This window comes from Streptomyces sp. NPDC006643 (genome assembly GCF_042870175.1).
In the GTDB taxonomy this organism is placed as follows: Bacteria; Actinomycetota; Actinomycetes; order Streptomycetales; family Streptomycetaceae; genus Streptomyces.
This window is the reverse complement of sequence record NZ_JBIAHA010000009.1, coordinates 191,949-206,801: the sequence shown is the minus strand read 5'-3', so window position 1 is coordinate 206,801 and position 14,853 is coordinate 191,949. Positions and strand designations below refer to the sequence as shown.

Below are 14,853 nucleotides of genomic sequence, written 5' to 3'. Positions count from 1 at the left end.
TCACCGGGTGCCGGCCGGGCGGGTCTCCGCCCGGCCGGCGCTCGTCAATCCGTGCAGCCGCAGGGCCAGTTGGATCTCCAGCGTGCGCGCCGGGGAGTTCCAGTCCTGGCCGAGGAGCCGGCCGACCCGCTCCAGCCGCTGCACGACCGTGTTCACATGGACGTGCAGCGCGGTCTTGGTCCGGGTGAGACTCGCCCCCTCGGCGAAGTACGCGTCGAGCGTGCCCACGAGGTCGGTGCCGCGCTCGGCGTCGTAGTCGAGTACGGGGCCGAGCGTGGCGCGTACGTAGCCGCCGAGGTCCGCCCGGTCGCCCAGGAGTACGCCCACGAAGCCGAGTTCGTCGGTGGCGCCGCCGTGTCCGGTGTGGCCGAGGACGCGCAGGGCGGAGAGACAGCGGCAGGCCTCGCCGTGGACGGTGGGCAGTTCGGCGGGGCCGGCGGCCGGGCCCGCCGCGCCGACGGTGACCGGGGAGCCGACGGCCTGGCCGAGTTCGGCGGCGAGTGTGCGCGCGCCCTGCCCGGGGCTGCCGGTGGGCGCGACGAGCACCACGTGTCCCTCGTGGAGGCCCGCCAGTCCCTTGCCGGCCTGGGCGTGTCTGGCGGCCACGGCCAGCAGACGGTGCCGGTCGGCGCTCTCGCTGTCCGCGACGAACACACAGTGCGGGCGCGCCAGATCGACCCCCAGCCGGCGGGCCCGTGCCGACAGGGCGCCCGGGTCGCCGGAGCCGATGAGCAGGTCGCCCAGCAGTTCACCGCGTACCCGGTCCTCCGCCTCGGCGACCGAGCGGCGCAGCAGCAGGAGCAGCGCCGTGACGACACCGGCGCGTTCGAACAGGAGCCGATCGACGTCCGCGAGGTCCGGGTGTCCGGTGAGCGCGATGCTGCCGAGGAGTTCCGGTCCGGCGAGGACCGCGCAGACCCAGGTGCCGTTCAGGGGGACCGCCCGGCCGCTGGCCCTGGAGGCGGCGACCGCCGGAGCCAGGTCCTGCCCGGCGGAGCCTCGGGGGCCCGACGTGTCCGGCGGGTCCGGCATCAACTCGACGCGGGCGCCGGCGAGTTCGGCGCCGTCCGCGTCGTGGATGAGGATGCCGCCGTCGAGGATGTCGGCGATGGCCGCGGCCACGTCGTCGGCGCCACCGCCGCGCAGCACCAGGTCGGTGAGCTGGTCGTGCGCCTCCTCGGCGCGGCGCATCTCGCCGCTGTGCGTCCTGATCGTCTCCGAGGCCGCGTTGAGGTCGACCAGCGCGGCCCGTGTCTCCTCCAGCAGCCGCGCGCCGTCGATGGCGATGGCGGCGTGGTCGGCCAGTGAGGAGAGCAGGGCGACCTCTTCGGCGGCGAACTCACGGGGCGCGCGGTCGGCGGCGTACAGCACTCCGATGATCCGGGCGCCGACGCGCAGCGGCACACCGAGGATCGCGCGCAGCCCCTCGTCGCGTACGGCGCTGTCGATGGTGGTGGTGTGGTGGAAGCGGGTGTCGCGCTGGTAGTCGCCGGTGGCGTACGGGCGGGCGGTCTGCGCGACGAGTCCGCCGAGGCCCTCCCCCATCCCGAGCCGTACCTGCTGGAACGCGGCGGCCACGGACCCGTCGGTCACCCGCATATAGGTGTCGCCGGCGAGTTCGTCGTTGAGGGACAGGTAGGTGACGTCCGTGCCGAGCAGCAGTTTGGCCCGGTGGACGATGGCGCGCAGCACGGCGTCCAGGTCCCGGAGCGCCGCGAGGTCGCTCGCGGTGTCGAAGAGGGCGGTGAGCTGGGCCTCGCGGCGCCGGTGCTGGCTGAGGGTGCCTCTGATGCGCAGGGCGACCTCGGTGGCGTCGGTGATCGCGGCCAGCTCACCGCCCCGCACGCCGGCCTCGCGGGCGTCGGCGGCGGGGCGGGCGAACTCCTGCGCGGGCGCGCCCCGCGCCAGCAGGTCGAGGAGCCGGCGCAGGGCAGCCACGGAGTGCCGGGTGCCTGGAGCTGTCACGTCGGCGAGCATACGGTGATCACCTCCGGGTGGGCACGGGTGCGGCGACGGGAGTACGGGCCCGGCCCCGGGGGCGCTCAGCCGCCGAGCCGCGCCGAGTTCTTGGCGCTCCCGGCGCTCTCCGTACGGCTCGCGGGAAGCTGCCCCGGCGCGGCGGGCGCGGGCACGGAGCCGACCAGTCCGTCCTTGGTGAGGTCCCGGCCCCGGGTCTCCTTCGCCACCCACACGGTCACGACGGTCACGAGCGCCGCCGCGCTGAGATAGACGGACACCGGCACGGAGGAGTCGTAGTCCTTGAGCAGTTCGACGGCGATGAGCGGTGCGAGCGCGCCGCCGATGATCGAGGCGAGCTGGGAGCCCATCGAGGCGCCCGAGTAGCGGACCTTGGTGTCGAACATCTCGGAGATGAAGGCCGCCTGCGGCCCGTACATCGCCCCGTGGAACAGCAGCCCCACCGTGACCGCGAGGGTGATGACCGGGAACGACTCGGTGTCCAGCAGCGCGAAGAACGCGAACGCCCAGCCGACCATGCCGATCGCGCCGATCTGGGTGACCGGGCGGCGGCCGAGCCGGTCGGAGAGCGCCCCCCACATGGGGATGGTGACGAAGTGCACCGCCGAGCCGATCAGGACCGCGTTGAGGGCGTCGCTCTTGGGCAGTTCCAGATGCACGGTGACATAGACGAGCACGAAGGCGGTGAGGATGTAGTACGAGACGTTCTCGCCGAACCTGGTGCCGATCGCGACCAGCACCTCGCGCCAGCTCTTGCGGAACACCTGGACGACGGGGGCGTCCTCCTTGATCCCGGGCGCCGCGCCCGCACCGCCCGTCCGCGCCGCCTCGTCGGCCGCCTTCCGCTGCGCCTCCAGGAAGACCGGCGACTCCTCGACGGAGATACGGATCCACAGTCCGATCATGACCAGCACCCCGGAGAGCAGGAACGGGATGCGCCAGCCCCATGCGAGGAACGCCTCGTCGGACTGGACCGCGGCGAGCAGCGCCAGCACACCGGTGGCCAGCAGATTTCCGCCGGGGGCGCCCGCCTGCGGCCAGGAGGCCCAGAAACCGCGGCGCTTGTCGCCGCCGTGCTCGGAGACGATCAGGATCGCGCCGCCCCACTCGCCGCCGAGGGCGAAGCCCTGGACGAGCCGCAGCACGGTCAGCAGGATCGGCGCGCCGACACCGATGGTCGCGTGGGTGGGCAGCAGGCCCATGGCGAAGGTGGCGCCGCCCATCAGCAGGAGGCTGAACACGAGGAGTTTCTTGCGGCCGATCTTGTCCCCGTAGTGGCCGAAGACGATGCCGCCGAGGGGGCGGGCGGCGAAGCCGACGGCGTAGGTGAGGAACGCGAGGAGGGTGCCGACGAGGGGGTCGCTGCTGGGGAAGAAGAGGGTGTTGAAGACCAGGGCGGCGGCGGAGCCGTAGAGGAAGAAGTCGTACCACTCGATGGTGGTGCCGACGAGGCTGGCCGCGACGATGCGGCCGATGTGGGTCCTGCCGGGTGGTGGGGAGCTGGGGACGACGCTCATGGTGGAGTCACCGCGTTTCGTTGGGGCGGTCAGGGACGGGGTGCGGGTGGTGCGGGAGCGGGTGGTGCGGGAGCGGGGTGCGGCGGGAGCGGGTGCGGGGAGCGGTCGCCCGGGTCAGCGGGCGCCCCACCCGCCGTCGACGGGGATCGAGGAGCCGGTGATGTAGCCCGTGTCGGGGCCGCAGAGCCAGACGCACACCGCCGCCACCTCGGCCGGCTCGATCAGCCGCTTGATCGCGGAGCGGTCCAGCAGTACGTCGCTGACGACTTCGTCCGGAGGGATTCCGTGGGCGGCGGCCTGGGCGGCTATCTGCCCTTCCACCAGCGGGGTGCGTACATAGCCGGGGTTGACGCAGTTGCTGGTCACCCCGTGCGGCGCGCCTTCGAGCGCGGCCACCTTGCTCAGCCCCTCCAGTCCGTGCTTGGCGGCGACGTACGCGGACTTGAAGGGACTGGCGCGCAGTCCGTGCATGCTGGAGATGTTGACGACGCGGCCCCAGCCGCCCGCGTACATGTGCGGCAGGCAGTGCCGCATCAGCAGGAACGGGGCCGTCAGCATCACCTTCTGGATCAGCTCGAATCTCTCGGGCGGGAAGTCCTCGATGGCCGCGACGTGTTGCAGTCCGGCGTTGTTGACCAGGATGTCCACCTCGCCGGGGAGCCGGCCGACGGCGCCCGCGTCGGCCAGGTCCACGGCGTGACTGACGCCTCCGGTGGCGGCGGCGACGGACTTGGCCGCGTCGGCGTCGCGGTCGACGATGTGGACCAGCGCCCCGGCCTCGGCGAGCGCCTCGGCGCAGGCCCGTCCGATGCCGCTGCCGCCACCGGTCACCAGGGCGGTGCGGCCCTTGAGTTCCCTGCTCTTCATGGCCGGAACGGTAGAGACACCTGACCCGACATCCCATGTGACGGTTCACCACACTGGATGCGGATCAGATGTCGTCGTCCACCACATGCCTGCCCGGGAGCGGCGGGCTGTGACGCTGCGTCACCACCTCAGCCGGTCAGTGGGCACCGGGTGAGCAGCGTGGCCGGATCCGCCCCCTCGGGCATCGGGATCGTCCGGTCGGCCGGCGGGCGCCGGCCGTCGTCCAGCCAGCGCTCCAGCGCGACGACGGCCGAGCGGTGACACGGCACCAGGGGACGGAGCCGGTCGGGGAAGGTGTCGAAGAGCGAGTCGACATGGGTGCCGCCCTCGATCCGGTAGTAGCGGTGCAGTGCGCCGCGCCCCTCGCGCCGCACCATCGCCGCGTAGGTGTCCGACGTCTTGGAGATCGGCAGCAGCACGTCGAGCGTGCCGTGGAAGGTGATCAGTGGTTTGCCGATCCGGCCGGTGAGCGCGATCTTCCCTACGGCGTCCCGGACGGCGGCCGGCCTCGCCCCGTAGTCGTAGTCGGCGTCGCAGGCGGGCGTCCCCGGCGTGCAGAAGGGTGTCCCGGCCTCGGTGGCGCCGTCGAACTCCGGGTCCAGTTCCTCGCGGTAGATGCGCTGGGTGAGGTCCCAGTAGTACTGATGGTGGTACGGCCAGAGGAACTCCGAACCGGCCGGGAATCCCGCTTGCACGATCTCCCGGCGCGCCGCGCCCGCGCCCGCGCCACCGGCCTCGTAGGTGGGATAGGCACGCAGGGTGGGCGGCAGGAAGGTGAGCGGGTTGGGGTCCTCCGTACGCCAGAGAGTGCCTTCCCAGTCGACGCCGCCGTCGTACAGCTCCGGGTGGTTCTCCAGCTGCCAGCGCACCAGATAGCCGCCGTTGGACATGCCCATCGCGAGGGTGCGGGACACCGGCCGCTGGTAGCGCTGGGTGGTCACCTTCCGTGCCGCGAGGGCGAGTTGGGTGACCCGGGTGTTCCATTCGGCGAGGGCGTCGCCGGGCGCGGCGCCGTCGCGGTGGAAGGTGGCGCCGGTGTTGCCCTTGTCGGTGGCGGCGTAGGCGTAGCCGCGGGCGAGCACCCAGTCGCCGAAGGCCCGGTCGTTGGCGTACTGCTTGCGGACGCCCGGCGATCCGGCGATCACGAGGCCGCCGTTCCAGCGGTCGGGCAGGCGGATCACGAACTGCGAGTCGTGGTTCCAGCCGTGGGTGGTGTTGGTGGTGGAGGTGTCGGGGAAGTAGCCGTCGATCTGGACGCCCGGTACACCGCTGGGGGTGGCGAGGTCCTTCGGGGTGAGCCCCGCCCAGTCGGCCGGGTCGGTGTGGCCCGAGGCGACGGTGCCGGCGGTGGTCAATTCGTCGAGGCAGGCGATCTGTTGATGTGCGGCGCCGGGTACGGCGAGCGCGGCCGTCCGGGCGCAGTGGCCGGGTGGCCGGTCGGCACCGGTGGCGGATACGGGTGCGGGTGCGGAGGCGGATGCGGGCGGGGCGACGGCGGCCGGGGCCACGAGGACCGCCGCGACGAGGCATGCGGCGGCCCTGATCCGTCGGACGTACTGCGGGACAAGTGGCATGGGCCATCACTCCGTTGTAGGAACACGCGGGGACACGACACGCGACGGGGCGCGGGGCGGCGGCGGGACGCTACCCACCCGTCAGGGGCAGCGAGCGTCGGCGAGGACGTAGTAACCCGTCGGGGACTCCTTGAGCGTGCGGATGACGAACGTGTTGTTGAGACCCATGTTCTGGTTCGAACCCTTCGCGTACACGTAGCCACCACTGGTGGTCGCCCGCGCGGCGCGTACGTGCTCGTAGTTGCTCGACGTCCAGCAGGTCGCCGGCGCTCCGGTGGTGACCGCGGTGACCGGCGCCGAGCGGGCACCCTCGGCGCCGTCCGCGCCGCGCGCCGCGACGCTGTACGTGTGCGAGGTCCCGGCGCCCAGACCGCTGTCGGTGTACCGGGGCTCGGCCGGCCCGCCCACCCGCGTACCGCCCCGGTAGACGGCGTAACCCGTCGCGCCGGCCACCGGCTCCCACGCCAGCGCGATGGAGGAGCCGGTCACACCCGTGGACCGCAGTCCGGCCGGGGCGGGCAGACCGCCGGGACCGGGTGCGGACGCGTCGAGTCCGAAGAAGCGGGTGACCCAGTAGCTGGAGCAGATGGAGTCGATGAAGTGCGCGGTGCCGGTCGCCCCGCACTGCTCGGCGCCGCCGCCGGGGTCGACGGGTGTGCCGTGCCCGATGGCCGGGACGCGGTTGACCTCCACGGCGACGGTGCCATCCCCGGCCAGGTACTCGTCCCTGCGGGTGCTGTTGGGGCCGATGGTGGTGCTGCGGTCGGGCGTCTGGTCCAGGCCGTGCACCTGGGTCCACTGGTCGCGCAGTTCGTCGGCGTTCCTCGGGACGACGGTGGGGTCGTTGTCGCCCTGCCAGACGGACACCTTGGGCCAGGGGCCCGTGTGTCCGGGGTAGGTGTTGCGTACGCGCTGCGCCCAGTCCTGGGGCGTACGGTCCACGCCGGGGTTCATGCAGGTGAACGCGGAGAGGACGTCCGTGGCGCAGGCGTACGGCAGTCCGGCCAGCACCGCGCCGGCCTTGAACACGTCGGGGTACGCGGCGAGCATCACCGCCGTCATGCCGCCACCGGCGGAGAGCCCGGTGACATTGACCCGCGAGGCGTCGGCGCCGTACGACGAGACGGCGTGCGCCACCATCTGCCGGATGGACGCGGCCTCGCCCTGGCCCCGGCCGATGTCGGCGGCCTGGAACCAGTTGAAGCACTTGTTCGCGTTGTTGACCGACGTCGTCTCGGCGAAGACGAGCAGGAAGCCGTGCCGGTCGGCGAAGGTGGTCAGGCCGGAGTTGTCGGCGTAGATCTGGGCGGACTGTGTGCAGCCGTGCAGCGCGACCACGACCGGCGCGTTCGCCGGGAGGGACGCGGGCCGGTAGACGTACATGTTGAGACCGCCGGGGTTGGCCCCGAAGCTGGTCACCCGTTCAAGGGTGACGGCGGCCTGCGCCTGGGGCGCGGGCGGCAGCAGGGCGATGCCGGTGGCCAGGGTGAGGGCGGCGGCGAGCCGCGCGACGGCACGGCGCAGGCGCCCGCGCCGTCGGGTGTGAGTCGGCCGGTCGGAATGGGGCGGCGATACGTGAAGCAACGGGACCTCCCGCGACATGGGCCGGCCGCCGGACCCGGAGGAACGACGGCCGGAGTGGGGTGCGGTCACAGTAGGAGCGCGCCGACCGCCACGACATGTGGCGGCGCTCTACAACACGCCTGCCACAGCGGGGAGTTCACCTGTTGCGGCGAGCGCGGTGCCGTGCTATCCGAAACCGCCGCACGGCTGTTGACGCCGACTGTGTGACAGATGGGGTACGGCTCCGCCACGAGATCGTCAACGGGTCGACGGCGTCCGTGAGTTGCTGCCTAGCATGGGCCGGAGGCGCCCGGTGAGCGGGCAATCGCATGGGGGACTCGTGGTCGTGATGGGCCGGTTGGCGCGCCTTGGCGGTGCCACCGCGATAGGCGTCGTACTGCTCGCGGGATGCACCTCCGACGGAGGCGACGACCCACCGGGACCGGCGCCGGACAAGAAGGGCGGCCCCGCGCCGAGCGCCTCCCCGTCCCCGACCGAAGTCGTCGACATCGCCCCCGACCGGCTCCCGGACACGTCGGCGGAGGCCGCCGCCCTGGTCCGGGACGTACTCCCCGCCGCGTCCGCCTTCGGGCCCGGCGCCGTACGGCAGAGCCCGTACGAGAGCGACCCACGGCGCTGGGCGGTCCTCGGCGACGACTGCGTCTGGCAGCAACAGGCCCTCCCGAAGGGCGTCCTCGCCACCTTGACCCGCTCCTACGAGATACCGGCGGGCGACGGCAGGGCCGCGCTCCGGCTGAGCGCCGTCGTCACGGCGCACCGCACTCCCGAGGAGGCCGACTGGGAGAACGCCGAGGTTCTGGAGGAGATGATGCGCTGCCCGTCGCAGCAGCTGCGCTCCGACGAGTTGATCACCTCGCTGCGGGACATCCCGGCCTCTCTCGGCGAGTCCGGGAACGAGTACGCCGACGACGTCCTCACGGAGATCGGCAGCTATACGAAAGCCGGGGCCGGTGGCCCCCACCCGTACATCTGGGAGCAGACCAGGATCGGCCAGTTCACTCTGGCCGTCTCCGCCAAGGGTGCCCGTGGCTGGTCGCAGGCCGATCTGCTCGACCGGCTGCGGGATCCGCACGTCGGGATGCGCTCCCGCCTCAGGGCCGCGATCGAGCGGGACCCGTCGGGGCCGGGTGGCGGGCCGAGTGGCGACACGAAGGCCGGCACGCAGGCCGGCACGAGCGGTGACGCGAGTAGTGACGCGAGTGCTGACGCGAAGGGTGACCGCCGATGACCGAGAAGCTCACCCCCGCCGACCCGGCCCGCGTCGGTGGACACCGGCTGCTCGCCCGGCTCGGCGCGGGCGGCATGGGCGTCGTCTATCTCGGCCGCGCCGACTCGGGTGAGCTGGCCGCCGTCAAGGTGATCCTGCCGGAGTACGCCGACCAGCCGGCGTTCCGCGCCCGCTTCCGCCGTGAGGTCACCGCCGCCCGGCGCGTGGACAGCCCCTGGGCCGTGCCGGTGACCGGCGCCGACCCGGACGCGCCCGCGCCCTGGCTCGCCACCGCCTTCGTCCCCGGCCCCTCGCTGGCCGAGGCGGTCGCCATGTGCGGCCCGCTGCCGCCGCGCGGTGCGCGCGTCCTCGGCCGGATGCTGGCCCGCGCCCTGACCACCGTGCACGACGCGGGACTTGTGCACCGCGACGTCAAGCCCGGCAATGTGCTGCTCGCCGTCGACGGCCCCCGTCTCATCGACTTCGGTATCGCCCGTGCCACCGAGGAGACCGCGCTGACCTCGGCGGACATGATCGTCGGCACGCCCGGTTTCCTCGCTCCCGAGCAGGCGCGGGCCCGGCCCGCCTCGCCCGCCAGCGATGTGTTCGCCCTCGGGTGTCTCCTGGCCTACGCGATCACCGGGCGCCCGCCCTTCGGGACCGGCGCCGTGGACGCCCTCCTCTACCGCACGGTGCACGACGAGGCGGATCTCGACGGCGTTCCCGACGAGACACGCCGCCTCGTCGAGCGCTGCCTCGCCAAGGACCCGAACGATCGGCCCACCGCCCGTGAGGTGGACGAGGCGCTGGCGGAGGAGACACCCGAGGACGGTGTCGACTGGCTGCCCGACGCGGTGGTACGCCTCATCGCGGACCGTTCCGCCGAATTGCTCGCCCTTCCGGAAATCGAGGCGACGACTCTCGACGCGGGGGCGGCCGAGGAACCGCACGACGGACAACCACACGAGGGACAGCCGGACGACGAACGGCCGGAGGACGCCCGGCCGGCCGCAGGGCGCGCCGGCCGCCGCAGTTTCCTGCTGCTCGGCGGAGCGGCCCTGCTCGCCGCCGGCGGCGGTGCCGCCGTCTGGGCCGCACAGCGCGGCGACAGTACGGCGCCGACCGCGTCGCCCCGTGCCCGACGCTGGATCCTCGGCGTCCAGGCCGATCTGACGGGCCCTCAGGGAGCCGTGGGGCAGGCCCAGGAACGCGGGATACGGCTGGCCGTGGAACAGTTCAACTCCCGTAAGGACAAGCCCTTCACCCTCACCCTCAAGACGGTCGACGACCGGGGCGACGCCGCCCGCGCGGCCAAGGTCGCCCGTACGCTCGCCGCCGACCGCGATCTGCTCGCGGTCATCGGCTCGACCGGTGACGCGGCCACCGGTGCGAGCCTCGACAGCTACGACGAACGGCTCGTCCCCCAGCTGACCGCCTCCTCGGCGCAGAGCCCGTACGGCACCTCGGACCCGCGCCACTTCCTCCAGGCCGTCCCCGCCTACACGCATCTGCCGGCGACGGCCGCCTTCTCGCTCCGGACCCAGGGCGCCCGGCGCGTGGGCGTGCTGGTCGACCGGGCCGGCAGTACACCGGCGTGGCAGCTCGGCAGCACGATGTTCCAGAACCTGGGCGTCCTCAAGATCGCCGGCGAGCCGCGTGTGGCACCACGGCTGGCCGAGGACCTCGCGCCGCTGGTCGCGGACATGGTCGCCGACAAGCCGGACGCCTTCGTCTACACGGGCACCCCCGCGCGGGCGGCGGCGGTCGCGCGCGCCCTCGCGGACGCGGACTTCGACGGCGCGCGTGTGCTCGGCTATCCGGCGGCCGGCCAGGAGTTCCTGACCGCCGCGGGCGCCGCCGCCGACGGCTGGCAGATCTTCGCGCCGTACATCGACCCGTCGGCCTCCCCCGTCCGCGCCTTCGCCACCGCCTACCGCGAGCGCTACGGCTCCGCACCGCCGTACTGGGCGGCCGAGGCGTACGACGTCGCCCGCATGGTCATCACGCGCCTCACCGAAGCCGGCGGCCGGCCTTCCGGGAAGGCGCTGTTCGACCTGCTGATGAAGGACGAGTACAAGGGCGTCGTCCGGTCGTACTCCTTCGACAAGGACTACCGCTGGCTGGAGAGTTACGAGGTCTTCCGGTACGAGGTGAAGGGCGGCCGGTACTCCTACACGGGCAAGGTCACCTTCTGATGCGCCCCTTGGCCGTTGACGACCCCGAGGAGATCGGCGGACACCGGCTGCTCGCCCGGCTCGGCGCGGGCGGCATGGGCGTCGTCCATCTCGCCCGTACGCGCGGCGGGGCGCTCGTCGCGCTCAAGACGATCCACGCCCGGCACGCGGCGGATCCCGCGTTTCGCGCCCGGTTCCGGCGCGAGGTGGCGGCGGTCCGTGGCCTGACGGGGCGCTGGCTCGTGCCGGTGGTCGCGGCCGACACGGAGGCCCGGGAGCCCTGGCTGGCAACGGAGTTCGTGCCAGGACCGTCGCTGGTCGAGTCGGTCGACGGCTTCGGCGTACTGCCCGTCGCGACCGTACGGACGCTGGGAGTCCGGCTGGCCGACGCGCTGACGGCCGTGCACGACGCGGGACTTGTGCACCGCGACGTCAAGCCGGGCAACGTGCTCCTCGCCCTCGACGGCCCCCGCCTCATCGACTTCGGCATCGCCCACACCGGCGGCGCCACGGCGCTCACCGCGCCCGACGCGGTCATCGGCACGCCGGGCTTCCTCGCTCCCGAACAGGCACAGGCCCGCGCAGGGGAGGTCGGTCCGGCGAGTGACGTTTTCTCGCTGGGCTCCGTCCTGGCGTACGCGGCCTCCGGCCGACGCCCGTTCGGCAGCGGGAACGCGGCCGGCGTCCTCTTCCGTACGGTGCACGAGGAACCCGATCTGGCGGACGTACCGGGCGAGTTGCTGGCACCGATCCGGGCCTGTCTGGCCAAGGACCCGGCGGAACGGCCGACGGTCCGGGCGGTCGCGGCGGCGCTCCGTGACCCACGGGGCTCGCTCGCGCGGGACATTTCCGAAGACCGGCAGGGGGACTGGTTGCCGCCCGCACTCCTGCGCGTGGTCGCCGAACGCTCCGCACGCGCGCTGGACGTGCCCACCCCCCGACGATCCCCGAGGCCGCCGGCGGGCGACACCCCGACCGTCGACCGCCCGGCGCCACCGGCCGCGCAGGACACCCGCCCGCCGACCCGGCGGCGCGTTCTGCTGATGGGGGGCGCGGCGGCGGCCGTGGTCGCCGCAGGTGGCGGAGTCACCGCGTATCTGGCGGCGGGGCAGGGCGGGAACGGCGGTTCGGGGGGTTCGGGGGGTTCAGGCGGCTCGGGCGGCGACCTTCCCGTACACACCCTCGGCTTCCAGGCCGACCTCAGCGGCACGGACAAGGCCGTCGGCGTGGCGCAGGAGCGCGGGGCGCGGCTCGCCGTGGAACAGCACAACAAGCGTGCGGGGATCACCTTCCGCCTCGCCCTCGACACCGTCGACGACCAGGGCAGGGCCGCCCGCGCGGAGGCGGCGGCCAAGCGCCTCACCGACGCCGGGGTGAGCGCGGTCCTCGGCCTCGGCACCCCCACCGCCGCACTCGCCGCCGCCCGGCTCTACCGGGACACCCGCACGCCCATGGTGCTGATCTCCTCGGACGGCGCCGAACTCACCGGCTCCGAGCTGAACTTGACCACGCTGCGGGTCACCCGTGGCCCGGAGTCCAGCCTGGCCGTGCCCCTGCGGACGTACCTCACCGCACAGCGGGTCGACCGCCTCGCCGTCATCGACGACAAGGCGGCGGGCCAAGCCGGCTCGGACCTCACCAACGGGCTCTCGCAGTTGTCGACCGGCGACGACAGCACCACCGGCGTCCACGGCGTCGACGCCGACAGCGACGACTTCACCGCCGCCGTACGCGACGCCCTGGCCGCCGAAGCACAGGCCGTCGTCTTCAGCGGCACAGCTCCCGAGCGCGCGGCCCGCTGCGCCCGCGCGCTCGCCGAAGCGGGCTTCACCGGCGCACGTCTGGGGACCTGGCGCATCATGACGCCGGACTTCCTCCGGCAGGCCGGGGACGCGGGCGACGGCTGGCTGTTCGCCACTCCCTTCACCGACCCCGGCAGCGTGTCCGCCACCTTCCGGACGGCCTACCGCGCGAAGTACGGCGCGGCTCCCGGACGTTGGTCCCCCGAGGCGTACGACGCCGTGGGACTGGTCGCGCGCACCCTGCGGGAACTGGGCGGAGCGGCCGGCGTCGAACCGGTCGCGGTGGCCCGGCGCCTGTTCGACGCCGGGTACGGCGAGTACGAGGGGATCGCCAAACCCCTCCGCTTCACGGCCGACGGCACCGGCCTGGAACCGGGCGGCCCGGTGTACTTCCTCTTCCAGGCGCGGGGCCGGAGCTTCCGCTTCCGGGGCCGGTACGACCAGGTCGAGTAACTGTGCGGTCTTTTATGGTGTTTCTTCGGACACCAGGGCAGGTACATATCCCGGTATGGCCGGATCATCAGGTACGGCGGACAAGTCCGCGAACTTCCCTTTCCCGCACGGACGACCGGTGTTCACGGCGGACTTCTCGTCGGAGGACCAATGGGTGGCCGGCCGCTCCTGGGCCTATCCCGACGGCGGCCCGACCAACCCGGACGACGACAAACTGGACCACCTCACCTCGGACCCGGCGTACAGCCGGTCCGGCGTCTTCCGCGCCACCCGGATGCCCCAAGGCACCTGGTACACCGGTCTGTTGACGACCGAGGGCAGCCCGGACGACTTCATGGTCCGCACCGGCGACATCCTCCAGGCCCGGGTCCGGCTCCCCCGCCAGGTCGGCGCCTGGCCGGCGATCTGGACCTGGCTCGACGGCGGCAACGAGATCGACGTGTTCGAGTACCACCCGGACAACCCTGACCTGCTGGAGCTGTCGAACCATGTGAACGGCGGCGAACGCTACTACCGCGACAGGGCGATCCGCCCCGGTGCCTGGGTCGACTTCGAGATCCACCTCGGCGCCCGCTCGGTGGTCTGGTACGTCAACGGCACCCGCGCCTTCGCCGACCGCACCGGCGTGGGCCGGCACTGGCAGGCCCATCTGATCGTCAACCTCTCGGTCTGCGCGGGCCGCTACCACCCGGCCCCGGAACCGGCCACGCGGGAGATCTCGTACGAGGTCACCAGACTCCTCGTGTTCCGCCCCTGAGCGCCGGTCAGTCGCCGAAGAGACCACCGAGCAGGCCGCCGAGCGGATCGGTGTCGTCCGACGGCGGGTCCGACGGTTCGTCGGAGGGGGTCGGGCTGCCGGTGCCCGTACCGCCGTCGCCGGCACCGCCGGTGGGTGACTGCGGGGTCGTGGTCTCCGGGGCGCTCGGGCTCCCCGATGTCGCGGAGGGCGATACGGCGCCGGTCGGAGTCGGGCCGGGGTCGGGCGAGCCACTGCCGCCGGATCGCGCCCCGGCCGTGGGCTCCGGGGACTCCCCGCTCCCGGTGGAGTCTCCCGGCACCGGTACGGCGCGTTCGCCCGGTCCGCCCTCCGGCTCGCCGGAGACCGAATCAGCGGGACGCGGCGAGGAGTTCGCCGGATCCTCGTCGCTGTTCTCGGTGACCCCGGGTATGGATATCCAGGACGGCCCGGAGCCGCCACCGATCAACGCGCCGCCGAGGACGACGGCGCAGCAGGCGCAGGTGCCCGCCACGACCCAGCCGATCCGGCGCCGACGCGTGCGCCGTGGAGCGGCGGTGTCGTCGTGCGACACAGCCGGCAGTCGCTCGGGCTCCACCTCGGCCTCGGCCTCGGGCTCCGGCTCCGGCTCCGGCTCGATGGTGGGAATGACCTCGGTGTCGGCCTCCGGCACCTCGACGGTCCCGGACGTCGCAGACACGTCAGACACGTCAGATGCTTCAGGCACCTCAGACGTCACAGGTGTCTCAGACGCCTCCGGGCCTTCGGCGTCGCCCCGTACCTCGGCCTCGGCCGCCATCCCGGCGACCACGCGCTCCAGCCGACCGAGCCGGTCTCTCAGGTCCGACGCGTCGTCGTGGGGGGTGTCCGCCCCCTCGGCATCGGTCTCTGCCCGGTGCTCTTCCACAACCGCCCCGCTCAGTGCGTCCCAGTCGTACGACGGATAACCCGCTTCGGCGATG

General features: G+C 73.1%; 10 protein-coding genes. 4 read left to right on the top strand and 6 right to left on the bottom strand.

The window, feature by feature from the left end:
• The 5 genes from ACFYNU_RS14875 to ACFYNU_RS14855 all read right to left on the bottom strand — a co-directional run bounded on the left by ACFYNU_RS14875 (position 1) and on the right by ACFYNU_RS14855 (position 7,519).
• Positions 1 to 1,977, bottom strand: coding sequence for a GAF domain-containing protein (locus tag ACFYNU_RS14875; protein ID WP_356585601.1), 1,977 nt, complete (start codon positions 1,975 to 1,977; stop codon positions 1 to 3).
• Positions 1,978 to 2,042: 65 nt separating this feature from the next.
• Entirely contained in the window at positions 2,043 to 3,494 is a 1,452-nt protein-coding gene (locus ACFYNU_RS14870) for an MFS transporter (RefSeq protein ID WP_356585599.1), read from the bottom strand.
• A 114-nt stretch (positions 3,495 to 3,608) separates the two neighbouring features.
• Positions 3,609 to 4,361, bottom strand: coding sequence for a 3-hydroxybutyrate dehydrogenase (locus ACFYNU_RS14865; protein WP_356585597.1), 753 nt, complete (start codon positions 4,359 to 4,361; stop codon positions 3,609 to 3,611).
• A gap of 128 nt (positions 4,362 to 4,489) precedes the next feature.
• The gene (locus ACFYNU_RS14860; RefSeq protein WP_356585595.1) at positions 4,490 to 5,935 is read right to left on the bottom strand and encodes a 3-hydroxybutyrate oligomer hydrolase family protein; all 1,446 of its coding nucleotides are present in this window, start codon (positions 5,933 to 5,935) and stop codon (positions 4,490 to 4,492) included.
• Positions 5,936 to 6,016: 81 nt separating this feature from the next.
• Positions 6,017 to 7,519, bottom strand: a complete 1,503-nt coding sequence (locus ACFYNU_RS14855; protein ID WP_356585593.1) for a PHB depolymerase family esterase — start codon at positions 7,517 to 7,519, stop codon at positions 6,017 to 6,019.
• Positions 7,520 to 7,811: 292 nt separating this feature from the next.
• Between ACFYNU_RS14855 and ACFYNU_RS14850 the strand changes: the two genes are divergently transcribed.
• From ACFYNU_RS14850 to ACFYNU_RS14835, 4 genes are read left to right on the top strand one after another with little or no spacing between them, the layout of a single operon-like run.
• Positions 7,812 to 8,747: a hypothetical protein gene (locus tag ACFYNU_RS14850; RefSeq protein WP_356585591.1), complete on the top strand. Its 936-nt coding sequence runs from the start codon at positions 7,812 to 7,814 to the stop codon at positions 8,745 to 8,747.
• Positions 8,744 to 10,921 (top strand): bifunctional serine/threonine-protein kinase/ABC transporter substrate-binding protein, encoded by a 2,178-nt coding sequence (locus ACFYNU_RS14845; RefSeq protein WP_356585589.1) that lies wholly within the window; start codon positions 8,744 to 8,746, stop codon positions 10,919 to 10,921. Before ACFYNU_RS14850 ends, ACFYNU_RS14845 begins: the two co-directional genes overlap by 4 nt.
• A complete protein-coding gene (locus ACFYNU_RS14840) occupies positions 10,921 to 13,155 on the top strand; it encodes a bifunctional serine/threonine-protein kinase/ABC transporter substrate-binding protein (protein WP_356585587.1) in 2,235 nt (744 codons plus the stop codon). Before ACFYNU_RS14845 ends, ACFYNU_RS14840 begins: the two co-directional genes overlap by 1 nt.
• A gap of 55 nt (positions 13,156 to 13,210) precedes the next feature.
• Positions 13,211 to 13,912 carry a beta-glucanase gene (locus tag ACFYNU_RS14835; protein ID WP_356585585.1) on the top strand — a complete coding sequence of 234 codons (702 nt, stop codon included), beginning with the start codon at positions 13,211 to 13,213 and terminating at the stop codon, positions 13,910 to 13,912.
• 7 nt (positions 13,913 to 13,919) lie between these two features.
• On the opposite strand, the gene ACFYNU_RS14830 is transcribed toward ACFYNU_RS14835, so the two are convergent.
• Positions 13,920 to 14,600, bottom strand: coding sequence for a hypothetical protein (locus ACFYNU_RS14830; RefSeq protein ID WP_356585583.1), 681 nt, complete (start codon positions 14,598 to 14,600; stop codon positions 13,920 to 13,922).
• Positions 14,601 to 14,853: the final 253 nt, after the last annotated feature.

Excerpts from the sequence above, each read along its gene's own strand:
- ACFYNU_RS14840 (WP_356585587.1), top strand. The coding sequence starts at position 10,921 with ATGCGCCCCTTGGCCGTTGACGACCCCGAGGAGATCGGCGGACACCGG.
- ACFYNU_RS14860 (WP_356585595.1), bottom strand. The coding sequence starts at position 5,935 with ATGCCACTTGTCCCGCAGTACGTCCGACGGATCAGGGCCGCCGCATGC.
- ACFYNU_RS14845 (WP_356585589.1), top strand. The coding sequence starts at position 8,744 with ATGACCGAGAAGCTCACCCCCGCCGACCCGGCCCGCGTCGGTGGACAC.
- ACFYNU_RS14870 (WP_356585599.1), bottom strand. The coding sequence starts at position 3,494 with ATGAGCGTCGTCCCCAGCTCCCCACCACCCGGCAGGACCCACATCGGC.
- ACFYNU_RS14875 (WP_356585601.1), bottom strand. The coding sequence starts at position 1,977 with ATGCTCGCCGACGTGACAGCTCCAGGCACCCGGCACTCCGTGGCTGCC.
- ACFYNU_RS14835 (WP_356585585.1), top strand. The coding sequence starts at position 13,211 with ATGGCCGGATCATCAGGTACGGCGGACAAGTCCGCGAACTTCCCTTTC.
- ACFYNU_RS14865 (WP_356585597.1), bottom strand. The coding sequence starts at position 4,361 with ATGAAGAGCAGGGAACTCAAGGGCCGCACCGCCCTGGTGACCGGTGGC.